The following is a 26,352-nucleotide window of genomic DNA, read 5'->3' on the forward strand; positions in this document are numbered from 1 at the left end:
ACCCCGCCGGGCCGCCACCCTCGGGGGGCGGGCGTGTCCCGGCCGGGAGGCGGCGGCTGGATCCGGCCGGATCCATGCCCGCCGCGTGCCGGTCGACGGCATCCCCGGACCGCCGATGCGGCGATCCGCACGAGACGACCTACCCGAGGCGCCGGGGGCCGCCGTCGGGGCGCGGGCCCTCGTGGCTGCGGAGCACGGCCCGGGCGCCCAGCACGATCACCCCGGACTCCCCCACCAGCACCGGGTCGAGGGTGAGCCGCGACACCTCGGGGAGGTCGTCGGCCAGCCGCCCGAGCCGGATCAGCAGGTCCTCCAGGGCCTCGACGGCGACCGGCGGGTAGCCGTACTCGCCGAGGAGCAGGGGCGCGGCGCGCGGTGACCTCACCAGCGCCGCGGCGTCCTCGCGGGTCAGCGGGGCCAGCCGGTACGCCTCGTCGCGCAGCAGCCGCGCGGTGATCTCGCCGAGCCCGAAGGAGACCACCGCGCCGAAGGCCGGGTCGTCCGTCACCCCGGCCACGGTCGGCACCGCGGGCTGCGGGGCCATGCGCTGCACCGCGAGCACGGCCTCCGGTTCGAGCTGGCGCGTCAGGTCGGCGTAGGCGTCGCGCACCCCGTCGGGCCCGGACAGCCCGAGACGCACGGTCCCGGCGCGCATGGCCGCCTCGGGGCCCGCCGCCTTCAGCACGACCGGCCAGCCGAGCCTCGTCGCCGCCTCGACGGCCTCCTCCGCCGACTCCACCGTCTCCGACGGCCAGACCTCCACCCCGTAGCGGGCGAGCAGCGCCGAGGCGTCGATCTCGGCCGGGGCGTCCGCGAGCGTCGCGAGCACGAGGTCGCGCGCGGCGGCGGTGTCGACGCCCTCGATCTCCTCGGGCAGTCCCGCGGGCCGCTCCAGCCAGCGCGCGTGCCGCACGACGTGGGCGAGCGCGCGGACCGCCTCCTCGGGCGCCGCGTACGAGGGGATGGAGCCCCGCCCCGGCACGGTGCCGACCCGCAGCTCGTCGAGCATGCCGATCCTGCCCTCGAAGGTGGCCAGCACCGGCTTGCCGCAGTCGCGGGAGGCGCGCAACAGCTCGGCGGCGACCTCCGCGCCGTCGCCGGGGACGGGCGGCATGTAGATCGCGACCACGGCGTCCACGTCCGGGATCACCGAGGTCAGGGCCTCGCCGAACTCCCGCGCGCAGGCCCGCGCGCCGAGGTTGACCGGCGGCCGGGGCTCCAGGCCCACCCGCACGCAGGCGTCGGCCGCGAGGAGCGCCATCGCGTCGGAGTTGCTGACCAGGCCGACCCTGGACCCGGCGGGCAGCGGCTGGTAGGCCAGCAGCTGCGCCACGTCGAACTGCTGGATCAGGTCGTCGACCCTGATCACCCCGGCCTGCTCGAACAGCGCGCTGAGCGCGGTGTCGGGCAGGCCGAGCACGGGCGCGGCGTGGCCGGTGGGCACGTTCTGGGTGGTGCCGCCGCTCTTGACGACCACGATCGGCTTGCGGCGCGAGATGCGCCGCGCGAGGCGGGCGAACTTGCGGGGGTTTCCCAGCGACTCCAGGTAGAGCAGGATCACGTCGGTCCGCGGGTCCTCCTCCCAGTACTGCAGCAGGTCGTTGCCCGACACGTCGGCGCGGTTGCCCGCCGAGACGAACGAGGAGATGCCCATGCCGCGCTGGGCCACCCGCTGCAGCAGCGCGGTGCCCAGGGCGCCCGACTGGCTGAAGAAGCCGACCCGGCCGAGCTCCGGGAGGGTGGCGGCGAGGGTGGCGTTCAGCCGTACCGCGGGGTCGGTGTTGGCGATGCCGAGGCAGTTGGGGCCGACGACCCGCAGGCCGTACGCGCGGGCGATGCGCGCCAGTTCGTCCTGCCTGGCCCGGCCCTCGGCGCCGGTCTCGCCGAACCCCGAGGAGACCACGATCAGGCCTCGCACGCCCTTCTCCGCGCACTCCTTGACCACGTCGATCACCCCGTCGGCGGGTACGGCGAGCACGGCGAGGTCCACCTCGCCGTCGATGGCCGTCACGCTCGGGTAGGCCCGCACCCCCGCGAGGGACCGCGCCTCGCGGTGCACGGGGTAGACAGGGCCGGCGAAGTCGGCGCCCAGCAGGTTGCGCAGCACGGTCTGGCCGATGCCGCCCGGCTCGCGGCCCGCCCCCACGACCGCCACCGAGCCCGGTGAGAGCAGCCGCTCGATGGAGCGGGACTCGGCGCGGTGCTCGCGGGAGGCGGTCACCTCCTGGGCGGTCTCGGTCGGGGTGAGGTCGAGGGTCATCCTGACCACGCCGTCGGCGAAGCGGCTCTGCGCGGTGTAGCCGACCTGCTTGAGCACCGCCATCATCTTCTGGTTGGCGGGCAGGACGTCGGCGACGAAGCGGGCGATGCCCTTCTCCCTGGCGGTGGCGGCCAGGTGTTCGAGGAGCACCGAGGCGACCCCCCGGCCCTGGTGGGCGTCCTCGACGAGGAAGGCGACCTCGGCCTCGCCGGGCTCGATCCGGTCGTAGCGGATCACCGCCACCATCTCGGTGCCGATCGTGGCGATCAGCGCCACGCGGCTCTCGTAGTCGACGTTGGTGAACCAGGTGATCTCCCGCTCCGACAGCCGCGGCCGGGGACCGAAGAAGCGGAAGTAGATCGACTCGTCGGACAGCCGGCCGTAGAAGGAACGCAACCGGTCGGCGTCGGCGGGCCGAATCGGGCGTACGTGAGCGGTGCCGCCGTCCGACAGGACGACGTCCGCCTCCCAGTGAGCGGGATACTGAGCAGCCTCCACAGTCCCGAGAGTAGACGCGAATCTCATCCGGAAGACCACCCGGACGGATTCACGCAACGCTTGTGCATCGACTATGGTCCGGTGTCCGGTCAAGACCCCATACGCTGGCCGGAAGCTGTTAAGTTTTTCGCGGTTAGAGGCACGACCAGAGGTATGGCTTGAAGCATGTCTAGAGGCACGTCGGCATCGAAGGCAGCAAGGTGGTGACATCATGACGCGGGTGGTCGTGGTGGGCGATCTCATGACCGACGCGGTCGCGCGGGCTCGCTACCCGCTGGCGAGGGCCAGCGACACACCGGCGATCGTCACCATGCACGGCGGTGGTTCGGGTGCCAACATCGCCTCCTGGCTCGCCGTCGAGGGCACCGAGGTCGCCTTCATCGGGCGGCGCGGCGCCGACATCACGGGCCGTAACCGCGACATGGAGCTGATGGGCTACGGCGTCGACGCCCGCCTCGTCATGGACCCCGAGCGCCCGACCGGCACCTGCGTGGTGCTCGTCACCCACAAGGGCGAGCGCACCATGCTGTCCGACCCCGGCGCGAACGCGGCCCTGTCCCCCGAGGACCTGCCCCGCGACCTGTTCTCCCAGGGCGGGCACCTGCACCTGTCCGGCTACACCCTGATCAACGAGGGGTCCCGCGACGCCGGCATGGCCGCCCTGGAGATGGCCCGCCGCGCGGGGATGTCCGTCTCGGTCGACTGCTCCTCCTCCGCCCCCCTGGAGCGCACCGGCGCCGAGCCGTTCCTGGAATGGACGCAGAGCGCCAAGCTCCTGTTCGCCAACGCCGACCAGGCCAAGGTCCTCACCGGCCGCGACGACCCCGCCGCCGCCGCCAAGGTCCTCACCGCCTGGTTCCCCCAGGTCGTCGTGAAGCTCCGCGACGAGGGCGCGCTCTGGTACGCCAACAACCGCCCCGACCCGATCAAGGTCCCCGCCGAGCCCGTGGAGCGCGTGGTCGACGGCACCGGTGCCGGCGACGCCTTCACCGCCGGGTTCCTGCCCGCCTGGCTCGGCGGCAAGCCCCCGGCCGAGGCCCTCGCCTCCGGCTGCCACCTGGCCTCCCGGGCCATCTCGCACCTGGGCGCCCGTCCCCGCCTCTGACCGCCCGTCCGCGCCGGGTGCCCCGTCCCCACAGTGATCCAATAATGTGGTCGGACCATGTTCGCGGCGACCCCCTGGAGTGACGCATGCCGGAGCCCCGCCCCCTGCGGCCGGGCGACCCGGAGCTGATCGGCCCGCACCGGCTGGTCGGGTTCCTCGGCGAGGGCGGCCAGGGCGTGGTCTACCTCGCGCGCACGCCCTCGGGTGAACGCGTCGCGCTCAAGGTGCTGCACGCCAGGCTCTCCGACGACGCGCACGCCAAGCGGCGCTTCCAGCGGGAGGCCGACGCCGCCCGGCGGGTCGCCCCGTTCTGCACCGCCCGGGTGCTGGAGGCCGACGCCACCGGCGACCGGCCGTACATCCTGAGCGAGTACGTCGACGGCGAGTCGCTGCAGCAGGTGGTGTCCAGGGAGGGGCCGCGCGACAGGTACGCGCTGTTCAGGCTGGCCGTCGCCACCGCCACCGCGCTGGCGGCGATCCACCGCGCCGGGATCGTGCACCGCGACCTCAAGCCCAGCAACGTCCTGCTCGGCCCCGACGGCCCCCGCGTCATCGACTTCGGCATCGCCAGGGCGCTGGACGCCGCGTACAGCCTGACCACCGACCTGGTCGGCACGCCCGCCTACATGGCGCCCGAGCAGTTCCACGAGCAGGAGGTCGGACCGGCGGGCGACGTGTTCGCCTGGGCCGGGACCATGGTGTTCGCGGCGACCGGGCAGCCCCCGTTCGGGCTGGGCAACCTGCCCGTGGTGATGCGCCGGATCCTCGTCGCGGAGCCTGAACTGTCCGGGGTGCCGGAGTCGCTGCGCCCGCTGCTGGGCGCGGCCCTCACCAAGGACCCCCGGTCCCGGCCCGGCTCGGCCGAGGTGCTGGACATGCTGCTGGACGCGGGCGGTCCCGCCCCTGTACCTACCCCGGCCCCGGCCCCGGGAACGTTCCCCGCACCCGTGTCTCCCCCGCCGCCTCGCGCGCCGGAAACGGCCGGCTCCTCCTCGGGGAGCCCCGCGCCGGCTCCCGCGCCGGTGCCGGCCGACTCCCCCGCCCCGGCCCCGGCGACGCCCTCCACCGGGTTCTCCTCGTCGTTGCCCGCCCGTTTCGCCCGGCTCGCCGGTACGGCGGAGCGCCGCCGCGTCCTGACCGTCGCCTCGACCCTGGCGGCCGCCTGCGTGCTGGGCGTCGCCACCTGGCTGGTCCTGCCGTCCGGCGAGCCGGACGCCGTCTCGCGGGTGACGCCGAAGCCCGCGCCGACCGGCTTCGACGCGGCCTCGGCCTCGGTCGTCAACCCGTCGGCGCGCAAGGGCGGGACGATGCGGTTCGGCGCGGGCTTCGTCGCCGACTCCTTCGACCCGGGCAACACCTACTACCCGTCGATGTGGAACGTCGCGCGGCTCTACGGGCGCTCGCTGACGATGTACCGGCCCGCCCCCGGCACCGGGAGCCGGGAGCTCGTGGGCGACCTGGCGGAGGGCCCCGGCGTGCCCGGCGACGGGGGCAGGACGTGGACGTACCGGCTCAGGGCGGGCCTGAAGTACGAGAACGGCACGCCGATCGTCGCCGCGGACGTCAAGCACGCCGTGCTCCGCGCGATCGGCAAGGACACCCTCAGCCGGGGCCCGTACCACTTCGAGCAGCTGCTGAACCTGCCCTCGGGCTACCGGGGCTACTTCGCCTCGCCGAAGGCCGACACCGACGGGGCGATCCGGACCCCGGACGACCGGACGATCGTGTTCCACCTCAGGAAGCCCCACGGGGCGTTCGACCACGTCGCCCAGGTCACCCAGACCATGCCGGTCCCCGAGGCGAAGGACACCGGCGTGGCGTACGAGAAGCACGTGCTCTCCTCGGGCCCCTACCGGTTCGAGAGCGCGGAGCGGGGCAAGCGGCTCGTCCTGGTCCGCAACCCCCACTGGTCACCGGCGACCGACCCGAACCGCCGGGCGCTCCCCGACCGCTACGAGATCACCTTCGCCATGGACCAGGGCGCCGTCGACAGGGGCCTCGTCTCCGGCGACCTCGACCTGGACCTCGACTCGGGCGCGAGCGCGAGCCTGCCCGAGCGGATCGCGGCCGACCCGGCCCTCAAGGCGCGGGCCGACACGCCCACGATCGGCTGGCTGCGGTACGTCACGATCAACCCGCAGGTGCTGCCCTTCGACAACGTGGCCTGCCGCAGGGCCGTGTTCGCCGCCGCGGACCGGGAGGCCCTGCGCGACGCCTACGGCCGCGGCCTGCGCGCGGGCACGATCGCCACCGGGCTGCTCCCGCCGACCATCTCCGGGCACCGCCCGCTGAACCTGTACCAGACCGGCAAGGGGGACGTGGCCGCGGCTCGCGGGCAGCTGGCCGCGTGCGGGCGGCCCGGCGGCTTCGCGGCCACGATCGTCTTCCGGGCCGCGCAGCCCTCCGAGCGGAAGGCCGCCGAGGCCCTGAGGACGGCCCTGGGGCGCGTCGGGATCCGGCTCACGCTCAAGGGCCTGTCCCAGGCCGAGCACACGGCCCAGCACGGCGGCAGCCCGTCCTATCTGAGGAAGGAGAAGATCGGCCTCTCCCTCCGGGCCTGGACCGCCGACTGGCCGGAGGGCGCCAGCTATCTTCCCTATCTGGCCGACAGCCGGGAGATCCTGGAGGACGACCTGTCGTTCAACGTGAGCGTGCGCCTGCCCGAGGCCGACCACCTCATCGACCAGGCCGGCGCCGAGCTCGACCCCGCCCGGCGCGAGGAGCTGTGGTCACGGGTCGACCGCACGGTCATGGAACAGGCCCTCGTGCTGCCCGTCCAGTGGGACACCCGCGTCCTGCTCCGCGGCAAGCGCCTGACCAACGTGCACGTCAGCCACGCCTTCTCCGACTACGATTACGTCGACCTCGGGCTCTCCTGAGGGCCCGCCCTTCCTGAGGGGCGCGTCCCTGGGCCGCGCCCTCCCGGGAGCCCGCCTCCCTGAGGGCCCGCCCCCGAGCGGGCGGGCCTAGCTGGTGACAGCGAGGGCGAGGGGCAGCACGGCCGGGGCCCCGGCGTGGCGGAGCATCGCGGCTCCCAGCGTCATCGTCCAGCCGGTGTCGACCAGGTCGTCGACGAGCAGGACCGGGCCCCCGGCCCCGGCGACGGCCGCGCCCAGGGCGGCGGGCATGGCGAGGGTGCCCCTGATCGCCTGGACGCGCTGCGCGCTGTTGAACTGCCGCCCGGGCGGACCCGACCGGTAACCGAGGTCGCCCAGGTAGGACAGGCGCCCGACCTGGGCCAGCCGCTCGGCCAGGCTGCGGACGAGCAGGGGGCGGCTGCCCGAGGGCACCGCGACGACGCCGACCGGGCGCTGGGCCCAGTCCCAGGACGACAGCACCTTGATCACGGCGGCGAAGACGTCGTCGGGGACCGGGCCGTCGGCGGCGCCGTCGGCGAGCAGGCCGCGCAGGCGGTTGCCCCAGCCGATGTCGGTGAGCCTGCCCAGCACCCGCCCCGGCTCGGCGCCCAGCTCCGGCTTGATCCGGCCCTTGAGGTCGGTCAGCCCGGTCGGCCACTGCTTGCGCGCCTCGACGTCCACCCCGGGCCGCTGGAGCCGGTCGGCCGCCGACCGTACGGCCCGCTCGTCCACCTCGGGCGAGCGGTGGGCGCCGGTGCAGTTGTCGCAGCGCCCGCAGGGGGAGGCGGTGTCGTCGTCGAGGCGGCGGCGCAGGAACTCCTCGCGGCAGCCGGTGGTGTCGAGGTATTCGAGCATGGCCCGCTGCTCTGCCTCGCGCTCGGCGGCGACCCTGGCGTAGCGCGGGGCGTCGTAGCCCCAGGGCTCGCCGGTGGACTCCCAGCCGCCCTTGACTCTGCGCACCGCGCCGTCGACGTCGAGGACCTTCAGCATGGTCTCCAGGCGGCTCCTGCTGAGGTCAACCCGGTTCTCCAGGGCGGCCGTGGACATCACGCCGCCCTCCTCCAGCGCGGCCAGCACCGCGCGCACGACGGGCTCGGGCGGGAAGGCCAGCGAGGCGAAGTAGGCCCAGATGTCGCGGTCCTCGGCGCCGGGCAGCAGGATCACCTCGGCCCGCTCGACCCCTCGGCCCGCGCGGCCGACCTGCTGGTAGTAGGCCACCGGGGACTGGGGCGCGCCGACGTGCACGACGAAGCCGAGGTCGGGCTTGTCGTAGCCCATGCCGAGCGCTGAGGTCGCGACCAACGCCTTGATCTTGTTGTCGAGCAGCGCCTGCTCGGCGGCGAGCCGCTCGGCCTGCTCGGTCTGCCCGGAGTAGGCGATCACCTCGTGGCCCTGCTCGCGCAGGTAGGCGGCGATCTCCTGGGCGGCGGCCACGGTGAGCGTGTAGACGATGCCGGACCCGGGAAGCTCGTGCAGCGTCCGGGCGAGCCAGGCCAGCCGCTGCTCGGCGCCGCGCAGGCGCACGACCCCGAGGTGGAGGCTGTCGCGCTCCAGCGCGCCGCGCAGCACGAGCGTCTCCTCGCCCATCTGCTCGGCGACGTCGCGGGTGACCCTGGCGTTGGCCGTGGCGGTGGTCGCGAGGATCGGCACGCCCTCGGTGAGCTCCTCGAACAGCGTGCGCAGTCGCCGGTAGTCGGGGCGGAAGTCGTGACCCCAGTCGGAGATGCAGTGCGCCTCGTCGACCACGATCAGGCCCGCGCTCTCGGCCAGCTCGGGCAGCACGTGGTCGCGGAAGTCGGGGTTGTTGAGCCGCTCGGGGCTGACCAGCAGCACGTCGACCTCGCCCTCGGCGACCTGGCTGTAGACCTGCTCCCACTCCTCGGGGTTGGCCGAGTTGACCGTGACCGCGTTGATCCCGGCGCGCTCGGCGGCGGCGATCTGGTTGCGCATCAGGGCCAGCAGCGGCGACACGATCACGGTCGGCCCCTCGCCCAGCTCGCGCAGGAGCGCGGTGGCGATGAAGTAGACCGCCGACTTGCCCCAGCCGGTGCGCTGCACCACGAGCACCCGGCGCCGGTCCATGACCAGCGCCTTGATCGCCGCCCACTGGTCCTCGCGCAACCGGGCGTGCTCCCCGGCGAGCGCCCGCAGCCGGTCGGCGGCCTCTTCGCGCAGCATCAGCTCTTCGCTCACCCGGTCATTGGTACCAGGTCTCGCCGACTGTTTTTCCCCGGTACGGCGTACACGGGCGGCACATGCCGTGTCCGGAGGGGGATGGAGCCCGGCGTGCGCCGTACCGGACAGGAGGTCAGAGGGGTGATCGACGGCCTCCGGGCACGAGACGGGTGCCCGGCAGGGCGCCGTGAGGCGCCGCCGGGCCCGCGGCGCCGGGAACGGGGGACCGCAGGGGCTCCGAGCCGTGATTTGATGCATCCACTATGGACGTCACCACCTGGTACCTCGAACAGACCTCGCGTTCGGACCTGCTGCCCGCCAAGCCGCCGTCGATCGAGGTCGACGTCGTGCGCGCCGAGCTGCCCTCGCCCGAGTTCAGCCGGTTCCTCACCACGGCCGTCGGCGGAGACTGGCACTGGACCAACAAGCTGCCGTGGACCTGGGACGAGTGGGCCGACTGGCTGGCCGGCGGCGTGGAGACCTGGGTGGCCTACCACCGGGGCACCCCGGCGGGCTACGCCGAGCTCGTCCCGCAGGACGGCGGGACCGTCGAGATCGCCTCCTTCGGCCTCCTGGCGTGGGCGATCGGCAAGGGCGTCGGCGGCCACCTGCTGGAGACCTGCGTGGCCAGGGCCTGGGACCTGGCCGACCGGCAGCCGGAGCGGGAGGCGACCCGGCGGGTGTGGCTGCACACCTGCTCCCTCGACAGCCCGGTGGCGCTCGCCAACTACAGGGCGCGCGGCTTCAGGGTCTACGACACCAAGGTGAACGTGCCCGGCGACGAGCACGAGGGCGAGACCCCCGGCCCCTGGCCGGGGGCGGGCCCCCGGACCCGCGCCCTCCCCGGCGCCACCGGCGCCACCGGCGCCACCGGCGCCACGGCCGCCCCGGGAACCACGCCGGAACGGCCCCGGCACCCTTAAACAGGCCGGGAGGGCCCGGAAGTGTCGTATGCGCTGGGTATGGTATCGAGTCTCGGTATGATGCCCGGTCGCCCCCGTCACCGGGCTCCCATCGGACATCCCGGCCAAGGCTCCCCGGAGAGCCGGCGCCGACGGTTGGACCACGAAGACAGAAGGAGGATGCGCCTCCCTCCGGCCTGACGGCCGGGGCGCGCGCGCAGGAAATCAGATGGCTCGACGGACGACCACACCCCCGACCGACGAGGGCTTCGAGGAGCGGATCGTCGACATCGACGTTTCCACCGAGATGCGCACCAGCTTCCTCGAATACGCATATTCGGTGATCTACCAGCGTGCGCTGCCGGACGCCAGGGACGGCCTCAAGCCGGTCCAGCGCCGCATCCTCTACTCGATGAGCGAGATGGGCCTGCGGCCCGACCGGGGCCACGTCAAGTCCTCGCGCGTCGTCGGCGACGTGATGGGCAAGCTCCACCCGCACGGCGACACCGCCATCTACGACGCGCTGGTCCGCATGGCCCAGCCGTTCTCGATGCGCCTGCCGCTCATCGACGGGCACGGCAACTTCGGCTCCCCCGACGACCTGCCCGCCGCGATGCGCTACACCGAGGCCCGGCTGGCCTCGGCGGCCATGGCCGTGGTCCAGTCGATCGACGAGGACACGGTCGACTTCAAGCCCAACTACGACGGCCAGGAGACCGAGCCCACGGTCATGCCGTCGGCCTTCCCCAACCTGCTGGTCAACGGTGCCACCGGCATCGCGGTCGGGATGGCCACCAACATGGCGCCGCACAACCTCGTCGAGGTCGTCGCCGCCGCCCGCCACCTGATCAAGAAGCCCGACGCGACGCTCGACGACCTGATGCGGTTCGTCCCCGGCCCCGACCTGCCCACCGGTGGCACGATCATCGGCCTCGACGGCATCCGCGACGCGTACGCCAAGGGCCGGGGCACCTTCCGGATGCGCGCCAAGTGCGCCATCGAGCAGGTCAGCCCCCGCCGCAAGGGCATCGTCGTCACCGAGCTGCCCTTCAACGTCGGCCCCGAGCGCGTGGTCACCAAGATCAGGGAGCTGGTGACCGCCAAGAAGCTCCAGGGCATCTCCGACCTCAAGGACCTCAGCGACCGGCACAAGGGCCTGAGCCTGGTCATCGAGATCAAGAACGGCTTCATCCCCGAGGCCGTGCTGGAGGAGCTCTACCGGCTCACGCCGATGGAGGAGACCTTCGGCATCAACAACGTCGCCCTGGTCGACGGCGAGCCGCGCACGCTGGGCCTGCGCGAGCTGCTCCAGGTCTACGTCGACCACCGCATCGACGTGGTCCGCCGCCGCTCGCTCTACCGCAGGCGCAAGCGCGAGGAGCGCCTGCACCTCGTCGAGGGCCTCATCGTCGCCCTGCTCAACATCGACGAGGTCATCCAGGTCATCCGTTCCTCCGACAACTCCGCCCAGGCCCGCGAGCGCCTGACGGAGGTCTTCGAGCTGTCGGAGACCCAGGCCAACTACATCCTCGACACCCCGCTGCGCCGCCTGACCCGCTACGACAAGCTGGAGCTCGACCGCGAGAGCCAGACCCTGCGCGACGAGATCGCCGAGCTGACCGCGATCCTGTCCTCCGACGACAAGCTCCGCAAGGTCGTCTCCGACGAGCTCGCCCAGGTCTCCAAGACCTTCGGCACCCCGCGCCGCACGGTGCTGCTGGAGTCCTCCGGGGTCGCGAGGAACGTCTCGGTCCCCCTGGAGGTGGCCGACGACCCCTGCCTGGTGCTGTTCTCCTCCACCGGCCTGCTGGCCCGCACCTTCGACGCCTCGCCGCTGGCGGGCGACGGTGACCGATCGTCCCACGACGTGCTGGTCTCCGCCGTGCGGAGCACGGTCAGGGGCGAGGTGGGCGTGGTCACCAACCAGGGCCGGATGATCAGGGTCCAGGTGGTCGACCTGCCCACGCTGCCCCGTTCGGCCAACCCGCCGTCGCTGTCCGGCGGCCACCCGGTCGCGGAGTACGTCACCTTCAACCCGGGCGAGACGGTCGTCGGCATCGGCTCGCTCGATCCCGACGGTCCCGGCCTGGCGCTGGGCACGGCGCAGGGGGTGGTCAAGCGGGTCGTGCCCGACTACCCGGCCAACCGCGACGACTTCGAGGTGATCACCCTCAAGGAGGGCGACACGGTGGTGGGCGCGGTGGAGCTCGAGAGCGAGGACCACGACCTCGTCTTCATCACCTCCGAGGCGCAGTTGCTGCGCTACTCCGCCTCCGTCGTCCGCCCGCAGGGCCGTCCCGCGGGCGGCATGGCCGGGGTGCGGCTGGACGGCGGTGCCGTGGTGGTCTGGTTCGGCGCGGTCGATCCGTCGCGCGAGTCGCAGGTCGTGACCATCGCCGGTTCCTCGACGGCGCTGCCCGGCACCCAGGTCGGCGGCGCCAAGGTCTCCGACTTCGCCGAATACCCGCCGAAGGGCCGGGCCACCGGCGGCGTCCGCGTCCAGCGGTTCCTCAAGGGCGAGGACGTCCTGCTGCTCGCCTGGGCGGGCCCCGGCCCGGCCCGCGCGGTCTCGGCCGTCGGCAAGCCCGTGCCGCTGCCCGAGGAGCTGGGCCGCCGTGACGGCTCCGGCGTACGGCTCACCCACACCGTGTCGGCCGTAGGCGGCGCCCTCGGCGCCTTCGGCACCGGAGACGGCGAGGAGGGCTCGGCGGCGGCTCCCGCCCCCGAGGAGTGACCCTCGTCCGCGACAGGGCCCCGGGGGCTCCCGCCGTGACGGCGGGAGCCCCCGGGGCCCTGTGCGGCTGCGAGATCACCTGAGATGGCCGGTGGGCCACGAGGCTTCCGGCGGTGCGCCCCTGCCTGAGATCACGCGGGGCGGCCGATCGGCCGCCTCACCGGGCGTCCGGCCGGCACGAAGCCCCCAGGAGCCCCCGGGAGCGTCCGGGACGCCCGATCGCCCGGAGGCCCTGAGATCACCCAGGAGGGTCAGTCGACGCACAGGCAGAACGGGTGCCCGGCGGGGTCGAGAAAGACCCGGAAACCCTCGTCCTCGCCCGGCTGGTACGAATGTTTGGACGCGCCCAGCGCCAGCGCCTCCTTCTCGGCCTCGTCGAGGTTCTCGACCGTCAGATCGAGGTGGAACTGCTGGGGCCGCTCGGTGGTGGGCCACTGCGGCGGCTGATAGTCGGAGACCATCTGGAAACAGAGCCGTCCGGGCCTGCCTCCGGTGACCACCACCCAGTCCTCCTCGACGCTGGCGATCTTCCAGCCCAGCAGCGCGCTGTAGAAATCGGCCAGTTGCTTGGGGTCTGGACAGTCGAGGACGATCGACCTCAGCTGCGCGATTCCCATGTTTCCTCCCGAACTCGGCACCGACGAAGATCCTATGGCGGTGTCACCGGGAGCCTCAATGGCCGCCGCGCCGATCGGCCCGGTGCCACACCTCCGGCCCCGGTCCGCCTTTCCCCGGCGGACGGGCCGAAACCCGTGATCTCAGGTGAGCGCGCCCTGGAGCGCGAACCGGATCGCCATCAGCAGCTGCCAGGGCTCCCCCGACTCCCAGAAGCGGACGACCCTGGCGACCCGGTCCGTCGGCTCGAACTCACCGGTGCCCTCGGGGCCGAAACACCCCGCCTCCGCGAGAACGGCCACGAACGGGTCGTCCTCCTTGAGTGACCGCGTGTAGACCGCCGCGTCGAGCAGGGACAGCGCCGAGCGCGCGTTGCGCCCCCCGTCCCTGACCTCGACCCGGTCCAGCTTTCGCCTCCCCTGGTCACGCAGATAGTCCGCCAGCGATTCGGTCCTGCTCATCAGCCTCTCCACACTTCCGGACTTTGGGTGACGACATCATGACCCAGAGCGATGAGCGGTGGTGGGATCTTGGTGAAGTCGTCACCCGGTGCGCCCCCGGCAACATCCCTGGAACGGGCATGAAGCATCATTAGTCCGTTGATCGCACCGACCGAGGGATGCACACGTGAGTGCTTTTGACGACCTGCTGGCCGCCAACGAGAAGTTCTCCACCACGTTCACCGACGCCGGGCTGACCGGCAGGGCCGCCTGCGGCCTCGCCCTGGTGACCTGCATGGATTCGCGGATCGACCCGCTGGGGCTCTTCGGCCTCAAACCGGGCGACGCCAAGATCCTCCGCAACGCCGGGGCCCGGGTCACCGACGACGTCCTGCGCACGCTCGTCCTGGCGGTCGACCTGCTGGGAGTGGAGCGGGTGCTGGTCATGCCGCACACCGACTGCGGCATGACCAAGGTCACCGACGACGAGGTGCACGCGATCGCCGCCCGGCGCGGCGTCGACACCCGCAGCCTGGACTTCCACACCGTCCCCGACCAGGACGCGGCGCTCCGTCATGATCTCGTACGGATCAGGACGAGCCCGTTCCTGCCCGTCGGCATGCCGGTCGGCGGGGCCATCTACGACGTGCGCACCGGCAAGCTGACGCCGGTGGAGATCTGAACCTCGTGATCCGGCCCGGGCCCGGGCCGGATCACGGTTTCACGATCGGCCGTGTTCCCCGGCGTCCGGGGGCGCCGGGCACGGTGAGGGAGGCGCGGGCACACGCGATCGGCGGCGACGCACCGATCAGCCGGCCGGGCGGCGAAACACGCCTGCCGACGCCCCGATCAACTCGACCGGGCAGCGGAGTATGCCGACCGGCGCCCGATCAGCCCGACCGGCGCCACGAAACACGCCGACCGGCGCCACGACCGGCCGACCGGTGCCGCGAGATCCGCCGTCGGCCGTTCCCGCCGGGAGATCACCCGGCGGGGGCGGTCACGCGTCGATGTGGTCGCGGTCGATCTCAGCCGCGCTGCTCACGATGAACTCCCGGCGCGGGGCCACGTCGCTGCCCATCAGGAGGGCGAAGATGCGCTCGGCCTCCTCGATGTCCTCGATGCGGACCCTGCGCAGGGTGCGGTGCCGGGGCTCCATGGTCGTCTCGGCCAGCTGGTCGGCGTCCATCTCGCCCAGGCCCTTGTAGCGCTGGATCGGGTCCTTCCAGCGCTTGCCCCGGCGCTCCAGGTCGCGCAGCACCTTCTGCAGCTCGGCGTCGGAGTAGCAGTAGACGTACTTGCCGTGACCGCGCGTGGGGTTGATCACCTCGATGCGGTGCAGCGGCGGCACTGCGGCGAAGACGCGCCCGGCCTCGACCATCGGCTTCATGTAGCGGTGGAAGAGGGTCAGCAGGAGGCAGCGGATGTGCGCCCCGTCGACGTCGGCGTCGGCCATCAGGATGACCTTGCCGTAGCGGGCGGCCTCGATGTCGAAGGAGCGGCCGGAGCCCGCGCCGATGACCTGGATGATCGCGGCGCACTCGGCGTTCTTGAGCATGTCGGCGACGGACGCCTTCTGCACGTTCAGGATCTTGCCCCGGATCGGCAGCAGCGCCTGGAACTCCGAGTTGCGGGCCGCACGGGCGGTGCCCAGCGCCGAGTCGCCCTCGACGATGAACAGCTCGCTGCGGTCGACCTCGTCGCTGCGGCAGTCGACCAGCTTGGCGGGGAGCGCCGAGTTCTCCAGGGCGGTCTTGCGGCGCTGGTTGTCGCGGTGCTCCCGGGCGGCGATGCGGGCCTTGGCCGCCGCGACGATCTTCTCCAGGACCGCGCGAAGCTGCGCCTTGGCGTTGCGCGACGGGTTGGCGAGCAGCTCCTTGAGCTCTCGCGAGACGACGTGGGCGACGATCCTGGAGGCCGCGGAGGTGCCCAGGACCTCCTTGGTCTGGCCCTCGAACTGCGGCTCGGGCACCCGGACGGTCACCACGGCGGTGAGGCCCTCCATGATGTCCTCGCGGGTCACCGGGGCGTCGCCGTTCTTGAGCAGGCGGGTCTCGCGCAGCTGCTCGTTCAGGGTGCGGACGAGGGCGCGCTCGAAGCCGTTGACGTGGGTGCCGCCCTTGGGGGTGGCGATCACGTTGACGAAGGAGCGGACGGTGCTGTCGTACCCCTTGCCCCAGCGCACCGCCACGTCGACGGTGAGCTCCCGCTGGACCTCGGTCGGGGTCATGTGCCCCAGGTCGTCGAGGACCGGGACGGTCTCGTGGAAGTGGCCGACGCCCTGCAGGCGCAGCACCTCGCAGACGGCCTCGTCGCGGGCGAGGAACTCGGTGAACTCCGAGATGCCGCCGTCGAAGTGGAACTCCTCCTCGACGGCCTCCTCGCCGCGGCTGTCGCGCACGGCCAGGGTGAGGCCGGGGACCAGGAACGCGGTCTGGCGGAGGCGGACGTGGATCTCGTCGAGGGAGACCTCGGCCTCGGGCAGGAAGATCTGGTGGTCGACCCAGAAGCGCACGCGGGTGCCGGTGACGTTCTTCGCGACGGTGCCGCCGTCGCGCAGGCCCGACTTCTTCTTGAACTTGGCCTTGGGGCCGTCGCCGTCGAAGACGCCGGGAACGCCCCTGCGGAAGCTGATCTCGTGGACCCGGCCGTCGCGGTCGACCTCGACGTCCAGCCGCGAGGACAGGGCGTTGACGACGGAGGCGCCGACGCCGTGCAGGCCGCCCGAGGCGCCGTAGGAGCCGCCGCCGAACTTCCCGCCCGCGTGGAGCTTGGTGTAGACGAGCTCCACGCCCGCCAGGCCGCTCTTGGGCTCGACGTCGACGGGGATGCCCCGGCCGTCGTCGCGGACCTCGATGGAGCCGTCCGGGTGGAGCTCGACCTCGATGCGGCTGCAGTAACCGGCCAGGGCCTCGTCGACCCCGTTGTCCACGATCTCCCACAGGCAGTGCATGAGACCGCGGCTGTCGGTCGACCCGATGTACATGCCTGGACGCTTGCGGACGGCTTCGAGACCCTCCAGCACCGACAGGTGGCGGGCCGTATAGCCCGTCTCCGCGCTAACTGCGGTCACGCCCACTCCCACTCTGTCGAACACGTGTGCGCAGCTTACCGTTCTTCCCACCACGCCGCGTACAAGCTTGCCATCCGGGGGGCGCGGGTGTTACATCCGGCGTGATCATCGTTACTTTCGGCCACTTTCCGCTCTGGGCGTAGCAGGGGGTCGGTTGGGAACGTTCGTATCGGGTTAGATGTTCTCTCAAGTGACTGACGCCAGATCCTCCACCTCAGGGGATGACCTGAAAGGCGATACGTGACTGGAACCCTCGCCCCCGCCAAGCAGCTCACAGCTGCTGACCGCTGTGACCGGTGCGGCGCCCAGGCTTACATCCGCGCGACCCTGCCCGTAGGTGGGGAGCTGCTGTTCTGCGCCCATCACGGGCGGCAGCACGTGGCCGTGCTGAGAGACAAGGGCGCCAACATCCAGGACGAGTCCGCTCGTCTCAGCGACGCCCCGGCAACGGCAGGCAACGACGAACGATAACCAGACGAATGGAGCCATCATCGGACCCGATAGTGATATCGGCCCGCCACCGTGAAGCCCTGACGCTCGTAGAGCGTCCTGGCGGCGGTGTTCGACTCCACTACGACTAAATATGCCCTCTGTGTGCCCTGCGCCCGCGCATGCGAGAGCAGGGCACGCAACATCTTCCGTCCATGACCCTTGCGCCGCGCGTGCGGCAGCACGGCCATGGAGTAGATCCCGAACCACTCCCCCTGGACCACGCCCCGTCCCACGGCCTCCCGGCCGAGCGAGGCGTATACGGCGGGCACGCCGGTGAGGATTCGCGCGGCCGTCGCCAGACCGTCGTCACCGAACCTCCCGTCCACGCTCCACCAGGCGTCCAACCACGCCTGTGAGGGCGCCTCAGCGAGCTCGACCCTCTCCCCAGGCTCTTCGTCTCCCGCTCCCGCGGGCATGAGGGGCGCCGTCATGACCAGTGTGGGGTCCACCACCCGATAGCCGCGTGCCCGCAGCGACGCGTCCAGGCCGGGCGTGGCGCCGCCTCCCACCGAGAAGACGCAGGGCAGACCCCGATCGGCGTAGAACTTCTCGGCCCTCTCGATGCCCGTTCGAAGATCCTCCGGCTCGCCCAGCGGCAGCACGGAGTTGGCCCGCTTGGTCACCCCGTCCGAGGCGCGCAGCGTCCAGCCTCCCGCGTCCACCCGCTCCAACGCCGGCCAGGCCCGGTCGACCAGCCGGTCGAAGACCTCATCGATCATGCTGAAGGATCCTAACCCCCCGATCGCCCCGCTACGCTCGGCCACTGTGCTGATTCTGCTGCCTCCGTCCGAGGGAAAGGCCGCGCGAGGTGACGGCTCGGCCGTCGACCTGCCCGGGCTGAGCTTTCCCGCCCTCGGCACGTCCAGGGAGACCGTCCTGGACGCGCTCACCGCGCTGTGCCGCGAACCCGCCGCGCGCGACACGCTCGGCCTGTCGCCGGGGCAGGCCGGCGAGGTGGGCAGGAACCTGCTCCTGCGGACCGCGCCGACGCTGGCGGCCGCCGACCTGTACACCGGCGTGCTCTACGACAACCTCGGCCTGGCCTCGCTGTCCCCGGAGGCCTCGGCACGGGCCTCGGAGAGCCTGCTGATCTTCTCCGGCCTCTGGGGCCTGCTGCGGATCGGCGACCGCGTGCCGCCGTACCGCCTGTCGATGGGGGTGCGGCTGCCGCCTCTCGGCGGCCTGGGCGCCTTCTGGCGCCGGTCGGTCACCCCGCTGCTCGACGCCGAGCCCGGCCTGGTCGTGGACCTGCGCTCCAGCACGTACGCGGCGGCCTGGCAGCCGGGCGACCGGGCGGTGGCGGTACGGGTGCTCAAGGACGGAAAGGTGGTCAGCCACATGGCCAAGGCCACCCGCGGGGTGATCGCCCGCTCCCTGCTGGAGGGGGACGTCGATCCGGAAAGCCCCGGGGAGCTCGCCAAGGTCCTGGATCACCTGGGCCACTCCGTCACCCTCTCCGCGCCGCCCACGGGGAAACGGCCGTGGACCCTCGACGTCATGGTGTGATCTTCCACGGCCACGCCGGAGGCCCGGCCGGGTTCACGCCGCGACGAGGTGGAGCCGCCCGCAGGCCCGCTGGAACTGCTGGGCGGGATCACCGAGGTAGGACCACGGCAACCGGCTGGCCCTGCCTCCCGTCCGCATCAGGTGCCCGCGCGCGGGCCGTCGCAGGTCCGCGAGGTAGAAGGCGGCCCCGAACAGGTTGTGCGCCTCGATCGACCGGGGATGGCCGTCGCGGCCCAGCCAGCGCCCCGAGTGCGAGACGACCTCGCGCAGCGCCCCGTCGGAGAACCAGCCGCCGCGCGACATCGGCGACCGCTCGGCGGCCACCCGCTCGAAGTGGGCCAGCGGCACCAGGGCCGCCATCGGATCCCCGTCCGGCGCCCGCGAGACGGCCTGCCTGGCGAACTCCAGCATCTCCTGGGCACTGCCGCCCCAGGCGGGGGACAACGTCATGAGCCGGGCCACGTGGGCCGGGAACAGCGTCGGATAACGGCGGACGGCCTCGTACCAGACCGCGTCCTTCTCCTGGCGCGGCCGGTCGAGGCCGAGATAGAGCCACATGATCGACTCCCAGGGCACCGGATCGGACGGCGCGAGCGAGGCCGCGGTGAAGAGCGGCCCCCTGGCCGACTCCATGGCCTCCTGGAACGCCTGCACGCGCCGCGCCTGCACGGCCCGCGCCCTGACGTCCGGCTTGATCGTCCAGGCCTCCTCGACGCGGGTGCGCCCGAGCCAGAGCCAGAGATCGGGATTGGCCCGGTCGCGGGCCGTCAGCGCCTCGATGGCACGGCTGTGCCCGACGGCGGCCCTGGCCAGCGCCTCGACCCTGAGCGCCCGGCTCTCCGGGTCGCCGCGGGCCGCGCCGATCGCGATCGGGCCGGCCTCGAACATCTTCCGGCGCACCGCGGCGACCGCGTCGTCGAGCATCGCGTCCGCCCACGGACGATCGACGATCACCCGCAGCTCCCGGGCGCGAATCGTGTCAGCTTCGGCCACACCCATGAGGCGGCAGCCTAGAAATCCGTTTCACCCGGCGTGCTACCGACCCGTTACGACCGCGTTAACGACAAAGGGTCCGCACCGTACGGTGCGGACCCTTTGTCAGGAAAACCTCAGTCCAGGTAGTCGCGCAGCACCTGCGACCGGGACGGGTGGCGGAGCTTGGACATCGTCTTGGACTCGATCTGCCGGATGCGCTCGCGCGTCACCCCGTAGACCTTGCCGATCTCGTCCAGCGTCTTCGGCTGGCCGTCGGTCAGGCCGAAACGCATCGAGACCACGCCCGCCTCGCGCTCGGACAGCGTGTCCAGAACGGAGTGGAGCTGCTCCTGCAGAAGCGTGAAACTCACCGCGTCCGCGGGAACGATGGCCTCGGAGTCCTCGATGAGGTCACCGAACTCGCTGTCGCCCTCCTCACCCAGCGGGGTGTGCAGGGAGATCGGCTCTCGACCGTACTTCTGGACCTCGACGACCTTCTCGGGGGTCATGTCGAGCTCGCGCGCCAGCTCCTCCGGGGTGGGCTCGCGGCCCAGATCCTGGAGCATCTGCCGCTGGACGCGAGCCAGCTTGTTGATCACTTCGACCATGTGGACCGGGATGCGGATGGTCCGCGCCTGGTCGGCCATGGCGCGGGTGATCGCCTGCCGGATCCACCACGTGGCGTAGGTGGAGAACTTGTAACCCTTGGTGTAGTCGAACTTCTCGACCGCGCGGATCAGACCCAGGTTGCCCTCCTGGATCAGGTCCAGGAAGAGCATGCCTCGACCCGTGTAGCGCTTGGCCAGCGAGACCACCAGACGGAGGTTGGCCTCCAGCAGGTGGTTCTTGGCCCGCCGGCCGTCCTCGGCGATCCACTCCAGCTCGGCGCGGACGTCGACCGGGAGCTTCTCACCGTCGGTGCCGAGCTGCTCCTCGGCGAACAGGCCGGCCTCGATGCGCTTGGCGAGCTCGACCTCCTGCTCGGCGTTGAGCAGGGGAACCTTGCCGATCTGCTTGAGGTAGTCCTTGACCGGGTCGGCGGTGGCACCGGCGGCGGCGACCTGGGGCACCGGGGCGTCATCGTCGTCGTCGGTGAGGATGAGGACCTCGTCCTCGTTCACCTCGACGGCCTCGACCTTGGGCTCCTCCTCGGCCTCGGCCTCGGCCTCCACCTCGACCTCCGCCTCGGCTTCGACCTCCACCTCGACCTCGGTCACGGCCTCGAGGTCGAAGTCCTCGATCTCGACGTCCTCGAGATCGATGACCTCGTCGTCGTCACCGGTGACCGGCTTCGGCGCGGACGCCGGGGCCGGGGCGCCGGCCTCGGCCTTCTTCGGCGGCGGGGCGGGAACCGGCTTCTTGGCAGCCGGGGCGATCTTCTTGGCCGGGGCCGCCTTGGGCGGAGCCGCCGGCTTCCTGGCCGCGGTCGTGGCGGGCTCGGAGCCGCTGACGACCGCGGTGACGGTCTCCGGCTGCTCCTTGGCCGCCGCGGCGGTCTTGGTCTTCTTGACGGCGGCCGGCGCGGCCGGGGCAGTGCGGCGCTTGGCGGGAGTGCGGGGCTTCTTGGGAGCCGCGGAGTCCTCGGCGGTCAGTCGTACTGTGATGCCCTCTTTGCTGAGGCTTCGCAGGATTCCAGCGACCTGCGCCATCGGAATGTCCGCTTCCTCGACGGCCTTGCGGACATCCTCGGACTCGAGGAACCCCTGCGAGCGCCCCCGCTCCATCAGCTGCTGAATGACGGGCTCGTTCAGCTCGGATGGCTTCGAGCGAGTCGAACTTGCAGGCGACACGAACACCTCTCGAAGGAAAGCGTGACGAGAATGGACCCAGATGCCCAACTAGGGGCAGTTTTACCTCTAGTTGTGATTAGCGAGGCCGCGCGAACCGCGACGCACCTGTCCAGCATTGTGGCATGACACCGTGATCCATACGGCCGCCTCCTGGCGGTTGCCCTCCACCCTAGGCCGACCAAGAGAGTAGTGCGTACGGAAGCGAGGCACCGATACCCGAAAGCAACCGTTATGACTGTTTCATTCAGTCACTCTTCGTGGCGAGGGGCACGTGAATCGCGAGCACCGTGACGTCGTCGTCCTGCTCATATCCGGACAGCATGCGGTCGACAAGAAAATCTAGCAACATGTGGGGGCTTCCCACCACTTCGGCCGGCGCTTCGGTCACAACAGAGCAAAGATCGGCAAGTCCGGCATCCAGCCCACGCTTCCGGTTCTCCACCAGACCGTCCGAATACAGGACGGCGGTGTGGCCCGGCGGGACGCAGAACCTGAACTGCCTGCGGCTCGTGGGCCAGCCCAGCGGGGTGCCCGGCTCGCCGTCGCACAGCAGCGGCACGCCCTGCGGGGAGACCAGCAGGGGCGGCGGGTGACCGGCGAGCGCCAGCGTGCCCTCTCCGGTGCCCGGCTCGACGACCATGTAGGCGAGGGTCGTGACCTGCTCCTCCTCCTCGGTGGCCTCGAAGACCCTGTCGAGGCCGGTGAGCACCGCCGCGGGCGGCGGGTTGGTCAGCGCCAGGGCCCGCATCGCGTTGCGGATGCGGCCCATCCCGGCCGCGGCCTTGACGCCCTTGCCCATGACGTCGCCGACCACCGCCGCGACCCGGCCGTCCTGGAGGACGAACGCGTCGTACCAGTCGCCGCCGACCTGCACGTGGCGGCTTCCCGAGCGGAACCGCTGGGCCAGGACCAGGCCCCGGACCACCGGCAGGCGGTCGGGCAGCAGGCTGCGCTGGAGCGTCTCGGCCGTGCGGTGCTCGCGCTCGAACAGGGTGGCCCGCTCCACGGCGAGGGCGCACTGCCCCGCGAGAGCCTCCAGGAACACCCCGTCCTCCTGGGAGATCTTCTGCGGGCGGGTGAAGGAGAACCTCAGCGCGCCGAGCGCGCGGCCCGCGGCCAGCAGCGGCAGGCCCACCCAGGCCCGCTCGTCGCTGTGGGCGATGAACCCGGTGATGGCCTCGTTGTCGCCGCCCGCGTCGACCAGCTGGGACCGCAGGCTCTCCGGCGACTCGGCGAAGACCGGGCGCCGGCTGTTGACCTCCATGGTCATCACGCTGGAGTGCGACAGCGGGATCTCCTCGCCCGGCGCGCCGGGGACGTCGGGGATGCCGCCGCTGTTGACCAGCTTCAGCGCGGCCCGGTCGACGTCGAGCAGCGCCACGGCCGAGCGGTCGGCCGCCAGCGCGGTGCGGCCCACGTCGATGATGACCTGGACCACCTGCTCGACGGTGAGCGCCTCGGCGAGCATCGCCGTGGCGCCCTGCAGGCGCGCGGTCCGCAGGGCCGCGGCGCCGAGCTGGTCGGTCAGGCGGCCGCGCATCTCCTCGGCCTCGCGCTGCGGCGTGACGTCGGTGTTGGCGCCGACCCACTCGACGACCCGGTTGTGCCGGATGATCGGGACGGCGCGCACCTCGAAGTGCCGGTAGCCGCTGGCCCGGGTGCGGACCCGGTAGCTCCACTCGAACATGGTCCGGCCGCGCAGCGCCTCGCGCCACGCCTCCTCGGTGTGCGGGCGGTCGTCGGGGTGGACGGCCTCCAGCCAGCCGTGGGTGAGGTACTCCTCGAGCCCCTGGCCGGTGATGGCCCGCCACTGCGGCGCGTCCTCCTCCACGACGCCGTTGGGCGCGGTGATCCACACGAGCTGGGACTGGGCCTCGACCAGCGAGCGGTAGCGCTCCTCGCTGCGCCTGAGGTCCTCCTCGACCTGCCTGCTGTCGGTGATGTCGACGCCGACCAGGCAGATCGCCCGGAGCGTGCCCTTGTCGTCGTGGATCGGGGAGAAGGTCAGCGACCAGTGGTGGGTCTCGCCGTCGGCGGTGCGCACGCGGATCCGCTGGTCGCCCTCGACCTCGGCCCCCGCGACGATGCCCCGCACCGACCCCTCGATCAGGGCGGTCAGGTCGGCGGAGAGCAGCTCGCCGGGGGAACGGCCGACCAGGCGCTCGGCGGGCAGGCCGACCACGTCGGCGAAGACCTCGTCGACGCGCTCGAAGCGGCCGCCCGGATCGAAGAACGCGAAGGCGAACGGCGACTGTGACAGCAGGCCCTGCAACAGGCCGGAGTCTGAGATGTCCACACCCGACTCCCGGGGACGGGGCACGGAGGTTTCGGCGCTCATGGTCGGCACCTCCGTCGCGTGCCAGGGTCTCCCACGAGGCACATCTCCAAACTTGCGAATTGGCGTAGCGCGGCTCCGGGGGACCGGATCCTGGAGTACATCATCGGCGATGGGCAGGTGCGGACGGAAGCCCCGCCCAGGATGCGGTCCGCGCACCCCGGGAACCCTGGGAAAACCGCCGCTCCGACGACCGGAACCCTCGCGCCGGCGCGAGGGGGCTCCCGCACGGGCGCCGACCGGCCGGCGTTGCGCCTCCGAACGTTTGCGGCCAGGACCATAGCAGGATCGGGCCGGACCGTCCCGGCAACTGCCCACCTCATCTCCGTCGGGCTTGCAGGCGAGATCAGGCTACTGACTCGCCGTCAATTCGGCTCCCTGTTCGGGGACACTCACTTACTCCGCTGTTGCAGGATTCAGTCAAGACACGGGGCCAGCTTTCCATATCACGGCGCCGAGGGTTGACACTCCCGAGATAAGTTGTGGAATGAAAACGCACGTCCTCGCCGACACATCCGGGGGATGCCCCCCGGGAAACTCCGGAGGAATGCGACATCCATGCCCGTTCTCACCACCCGCTTCGCCGGGTCTTCCCCGACCTTCGCCGCGTCTTCGGCGCCCGCAGCGTCCCCGGCGTCCCCGGCGTCCTCGACGTCGGCGCGCCCCTCGGCGGTCCTCCACGAGCCGGTGACCTCTCACCTGGCCGCCGAGTTCCTGACGGTTCCCCTCGACACCGTCGACAGGTGCGTGGCCGATGTCTGCGCCTGTGCCGAGCATCTCGGCATCGAGGCGACGGCCGAGGTCGTCGAGCGCGTCGCCCGCGAGCATTTGCTCGCCCTCGTCAACTCCGCGCCGCCGCCCCGCGGTCCCCGGTAGCATCGGGGGCACCCGGCCGTCTTCTACGCACCGTTTGGACCGGGAATGCGAGAAGGTTGGGACGTGAGCGAGGGAAGCGAGCGGGCCAATCGACACGGCGGCGGCGTCCGCGATGGGCTCGCGCGCCCGACGGGGGAGGCTGCTTGAGCCGGCGACATCGTCGAGACCCCAGGGAGAGCCAGTCCCCCGAGGCCGTCTTCTCCGAGATGTTGCTCGCCGCTCGCGAGCTGCTCGCCGTGCGCAGCCCGCTGGACGCCGAGCTCATGGTCTCCGACATGGTCGGAGCCTGGTGGGGTCGCCGGCTGCGCCGCGGGGACGCCGAACAGGTCCTCGGCGAGGGCCTGGTCGACTACGCGGCCAAGGCGGGCTCGCCCGCCGCGCTCACCCTGCTGATCGCGCTGGCCTACCTCGGCACGGCCCGCCAGGCCGCCAAGGCGGAGGGAGCCGCGCTGGCGCTCATGGAGCGCGACGTGGCCAGGCCCCGCTGGGCCGACCGGCTGGGCGTGGTCAAGACGACCGGCTGCTTCGTCTCCCGCGACGCCTACGGCGACCAGGACACCGTGGTGTGCACCTTCGGCTACCGGGGCGCCGACAGCGTCGAGGACCGGCACGCGCTGGTGGTGATCGTCGACTACAACATGCGCGGCATCGCCCGCGACGCCTGGGTCTCCTCGCACGTCGACAAGCTGCTGGAGCAGGCCAGGGCCGAGGCCGAGGGCAACCCGATGCTCAGGTTCGGGGAGATCGAGCCGCAGCAGGCCAGGGCGCTGCTCGAATCGGCGATGAAGGCCACCGCCGAGTACGGCCAGCGCAGGACGTCCGCGCCGGTCAGCGACAGCTACAGCGCCTACCACGCCTTCGCCAGGTCCCGGATCAAGGCGCTGCCGCCCGGCAGGAAGCGGCCCGCCCCGCTGCACAGCGAGGCCCCCTACAGCCGTGACCGCCGGGCGATGCTGGCGGCCGAGTTCCTCTCCTCGGACGCGGCCGAACACCTGTCCGACCCCTCGGCGGCCTCCCGGTGCGCCGACCACATCATCGACTACGGCTGCGACCAGGACTTCGGCCGCCCGCTCCGGGTGAGCCCGACCAAGTGCGAGACGTTCCTCCTCGACTGGCTGCCGCGCAAGGTGATGCTCACCACCGCCGAGCAGGAGGCGGTGCCGCACGTGCTGGGCGCGTGGGCGCGTTTCGCCGCCGGCCGGACCGGGCTGCCCGACGAGGGGCTGCGGGCCACGCTCGACGCGGTCTGGGAGGCGACGGGCAAGTTCGCCGAGTCCTACCGCGACCCGACGACCTTCGGGCTCGACCGCGACCTGCTCGACCGGCTGCTGCCGGACGGCGACCTTTCGGCACTGGCCAGGCGGGTGTTCGCGTTCCCCTTCCTGCAGGGCACGCACGGCGAGATCAAGCTCAGCCTGCTCAACCCGGCCGACGACACCGACCGGCGGATCCTGCTGGGCATCGACCACGCCGGCGAGCTCAACCGGCGCGACTACGACGAGCACCTCGCCTGGCACGAGGAGATCGCCGCCCGGCTCTGGGAGGGCGACCCGCCGCAGCTCTGGGAGGCGGCGCAACGGCTGCTGGACCTGGGACACGACCGGCACGACGTGCTGCACGTGCTGATCGAGATCGCCGAGCGCATCGGGGACGACCCCGAGGAGCTGGCCATCGCCCTCGATGACATCGCGGACATCCCCGACGAACCCCCGGTGTAG

Annotated in this window: 18 protein-coding genes; 9 read left to right on the forward strand and 9 right to left on the reverse strand. The window is 72.0% G+C overall.

The genetic code is table 11. The annotated features are described in order from the left end of the window. Positions 1-139: 139 nt before the first annotated feature. Positions 140-2,785, reverse strand: coding sequence for a bifunctional acetate--CoA ligase family protein/GNAT family N-acetyltransferase (locus tag AC5L38_RS25715; protein WP_495245377.1), 2,646 nt, complete (start codon positions 2,783-2,785; stop codon positions 140-142). A 184-nt stretch (positions 2,786-2,969) separates the two neighbouring features. Here AC5L38_RS25715 and AC5L38_RS25720 point away from each other — a divergent pair, with 184 nt between their 5' ends. Further along, entirely contained in the window at positions 2,970-3,863 is an 894-nt protein-coding gene (locus tag AC5L38_RS25720) for a carbohydrate kinase family protein (RefSeq protein WP_495245378.1), read from the forward strand. Positions 3,864-3,949: 86 nt separating this feature from the next. Beyond that, positions 3,950-6,742: an ABC transporter substrate-binding protein gene (locus tag AC5L38_RS25725; RefSeq protein WP_495245379.1), complete on the forward strand. Its 2,793-nt coding sequence runs from the start codon at positions 3,950-3,952 to the stop codon at positions 6,740-6,742. Between the two features lie 87 nt (positions 6,743-6,829). Here the strand turns inward: AC5L38_RS25725 and AC5L38_RS25730 are convergent, their stop codons facing one another. Beyond that, a complete protein-coding gene (locus AC5L38_RS25730) occupies positions 6,830-8,899 on the reverse strand; it encodes a RecQ family ATP-dependent DNA helicase (protein ID WP_495245555.1) in 2,070 nt (689 codons plus the stop codon). A gap of 260 nt (positions 8,900-9,159) precedes the next feature. Between AC5L38_RS25730 and AC5L38_RS25735 the strand changes: the two genes are divergently transcribed. Together AC5L38_RS25735 and AC5L38_RS25740 are read left to right on the forward strand one after the other, a co-directional pair. Then, a complete protein-coding gene (locus tag AC5L38_RS25735; RefSeq protein WP_495245380.1) occupies positions 9,160-9,819 on the forward strand; it encodes a GNAT family N-acetyltransferase in 660 nt (219 codons plus the stop codon). A gap of 208 nt (positions 9,820-10,027) precedes the next feature. Beyond that, positions 10,028-12,532 (forward strand): DNA gyrase/topoisomerase IV subunit A, encoded by a 2,505-nt coding sequence (locus AC5L38_RS25740; RefSeq protein ID WP_495245381.1) that lies wholly within the window; start codon positions 10,028-10,030, stop codon positions 12,530-12,532. A 251-nt stretch (positions 12,533-12,783) separates the two neighbouring features. Here the strand turns inward: AC5L38_RS25740 and AC5L38_RS25745 are convergent, their stop codons facing one another. Both AC5L38_RS25745 and AC5L38_RS25750 read right to left on the reverse strand, forming a co-directional pair. Further along, positions 12,784-13,149: a VOC family protein gene (locus AC5L38_RS25745; protein WP_495245382.1), complete on the reverse strand. Its 366-nt coding sequence runs from the start codon at positions 13,147-13,149 to the stop codon at positions 12,784-12,786. Positions 13,150-13,290: 141 nt separating this feature from the next. Continuing rightward, positions 13,291-13,608 carry a hypothetical protein gene (locus AC5L38_RS25750; protein ID WP_495245383.1) on the reverse strand — a complete coding sequence of 106 codons (318 nt, stop codon included), beginning with the start codon at positions 13,606-13,608 and terminating at the stop codon, positions 13,291-13,293. A 166-nt stretch (positions 13,609-13,774) separates the two neighbouring features. Between AC5L38_RS25750 and AC5L38_RS25755 the strand changes: the two genes are divergently transcribed. Continuing rightward, positions 13,775-14,269, forward strand: a complete 495-nt coding sequence (locus tag AC5L38_RS25755; protein ID WP_495245384.1) for a beta-class carbonic anhydrase — start codon at positions 13,775-13,777, stop codon at positions 14,267-14,269. A gap of 318 nt (positions 14,270-14,587) precedes the next feature. On the opposite strand, the gene AC5L38_RS25760 is transcribed toward AC5L38_RS25755, so the two are convergent. Then, on the reverse strand, positions 14,588-16,660 hold the full coding sequence (locus AC5L38_RS25760; RefSeq protein WP_495245385.1) for a DNA gyrase/topoisomerase IV subunit B: 2,073 nt from the start codon (positions 16,658-16,660) through the stop codon (positions 14,588-14,590). Positions 16,661-16,900: 240 nt separating this feature from the next. Here AC5L38_RS25760 and AC5L38_RS25765 point away from each other — a divergent pair, with 240 nt between their 5' ends. Then, entirely contained in the window at positions 16,901-17,131 is a 231-nt protein-coding gene (locus AC5L38_RS25765; RefSeq protein WP_030920243.1) for a DUF7455 domain-containing protein, read from the forward strand. A 17-nt stretch (positions 17,132-17,148) separates the two neighbouring features. Here the strand turns inward: AC5L38_RS25765 and AC5L38_RS25770 are convergent, their stop codons facing one another. After that, positions 17,149-17,871 (reverse strand): GNAT family N-acetyltransferase, encoded by a 723-nt coding sequence (locus tag AC5L38_RS25770; RefSeq protein WP_495245386.1) that lies wholly within the window; start codon positions 17,869-17,871, stop codon positions 17,149-17,151. 46 nt (positions 17,872-17,917) lie between these two features. On the opposite strand from AC5L38_RS25770, the gene AC5L38_RS25775 reads away from it, so the two are divergent. Further along, positions 17,918-18,658, forward strand: a complete 741-nt coding sequence (locus AC5L38_RS25775) for a YaaA family protein (RefSeq protein WP_495245387.1) — start codon at positions 17,918-17,920, stop codon at positions 18,656-18,658. A 33-nt stretch (positions 18,659-18,691) separates the two neighbouring features. On the opposite strand, the gene AC5L38_RS25780 is transcribed toward AC5L38_RS25775, so the two are convergent. The 3 genes from AC5L38_RS25780 to AC5L38_RS25790 all read right to left on the reverse strand — a co-directional run bounded on the left by AC5L38_RS25780 (position 18,692) and on the right by AC5L38_RS25790 (position 23,761). Next, positions 18,692-19,657 (reverse strand): hypothetical protein, encoded by a 966-nt coding sequence (locus AC5L38_RS25780; protein WP_495245388.1) that lies wholly within the window; start codon positions 19,655-19,657, stop codon positions 18,692-18,694. A gap of 110 nt (positions 19,658-19,767) precedes the next feature. Further along, positions 19,768-21,423 carry an RNA polymerase sigma factor gene (locus AC5L38_RS25785; RefSeq protein ID WP_495245389.1) on the reverse strand — a complete coding sequence of 552 codons (1,656 nt, stop codon included), beginning with the start codon at positions 21,421-21,423 and terminating at the stop codon, positions 19,768-19,770. 244 nt (positions 21,424-21,667) lie between these two features. Beyond that, positions 21,668-23,761 (reverse strand): SpoIIE family protein phosphatase, encoded by a 2,094-nt coding sequence (locus AC5L38_RS25790; RefSeq protein WP_495245390.1) that lies wholly within the window; start codon positions 23,759-23,761, stop codon positions 21,668-21,670. A gap of 555 nt (positions 23,762-24,316) precedes the next feature. Here AC5L38_RS25790 and AC5L38_RS25795 point away from each other — a divergent pair. Together AC5L38_RS25795 and AC5L38_RS25800 are read left to right on the forward strand one after the other, a co-directional pair. Next, a complete protein-coding gene (locus AC5L38_RS25795; RefSeq protein WP_495245391.1) occupies positions 24,317-24,634 on the forward strand; it encodes a hypothetical protein in 318 nt (105 codons plus the stop codon). A gap of 206 nt (positions 24,635-24,840) precedes the next feature. Beyond that, positions 24,841-26,352: a hypothetical protein gene (locus tag AC5L38_RS25800; RefSeq protein WP_389917532.1), complete on the forward strand. Its 1,512-nt coding sequence runs from the start codon at positions 24,841-24,843 to the stop codon at positions 26,350-26,352.

This window comes from Streptosporangium nanhuense (assembly GCF_059358815.1).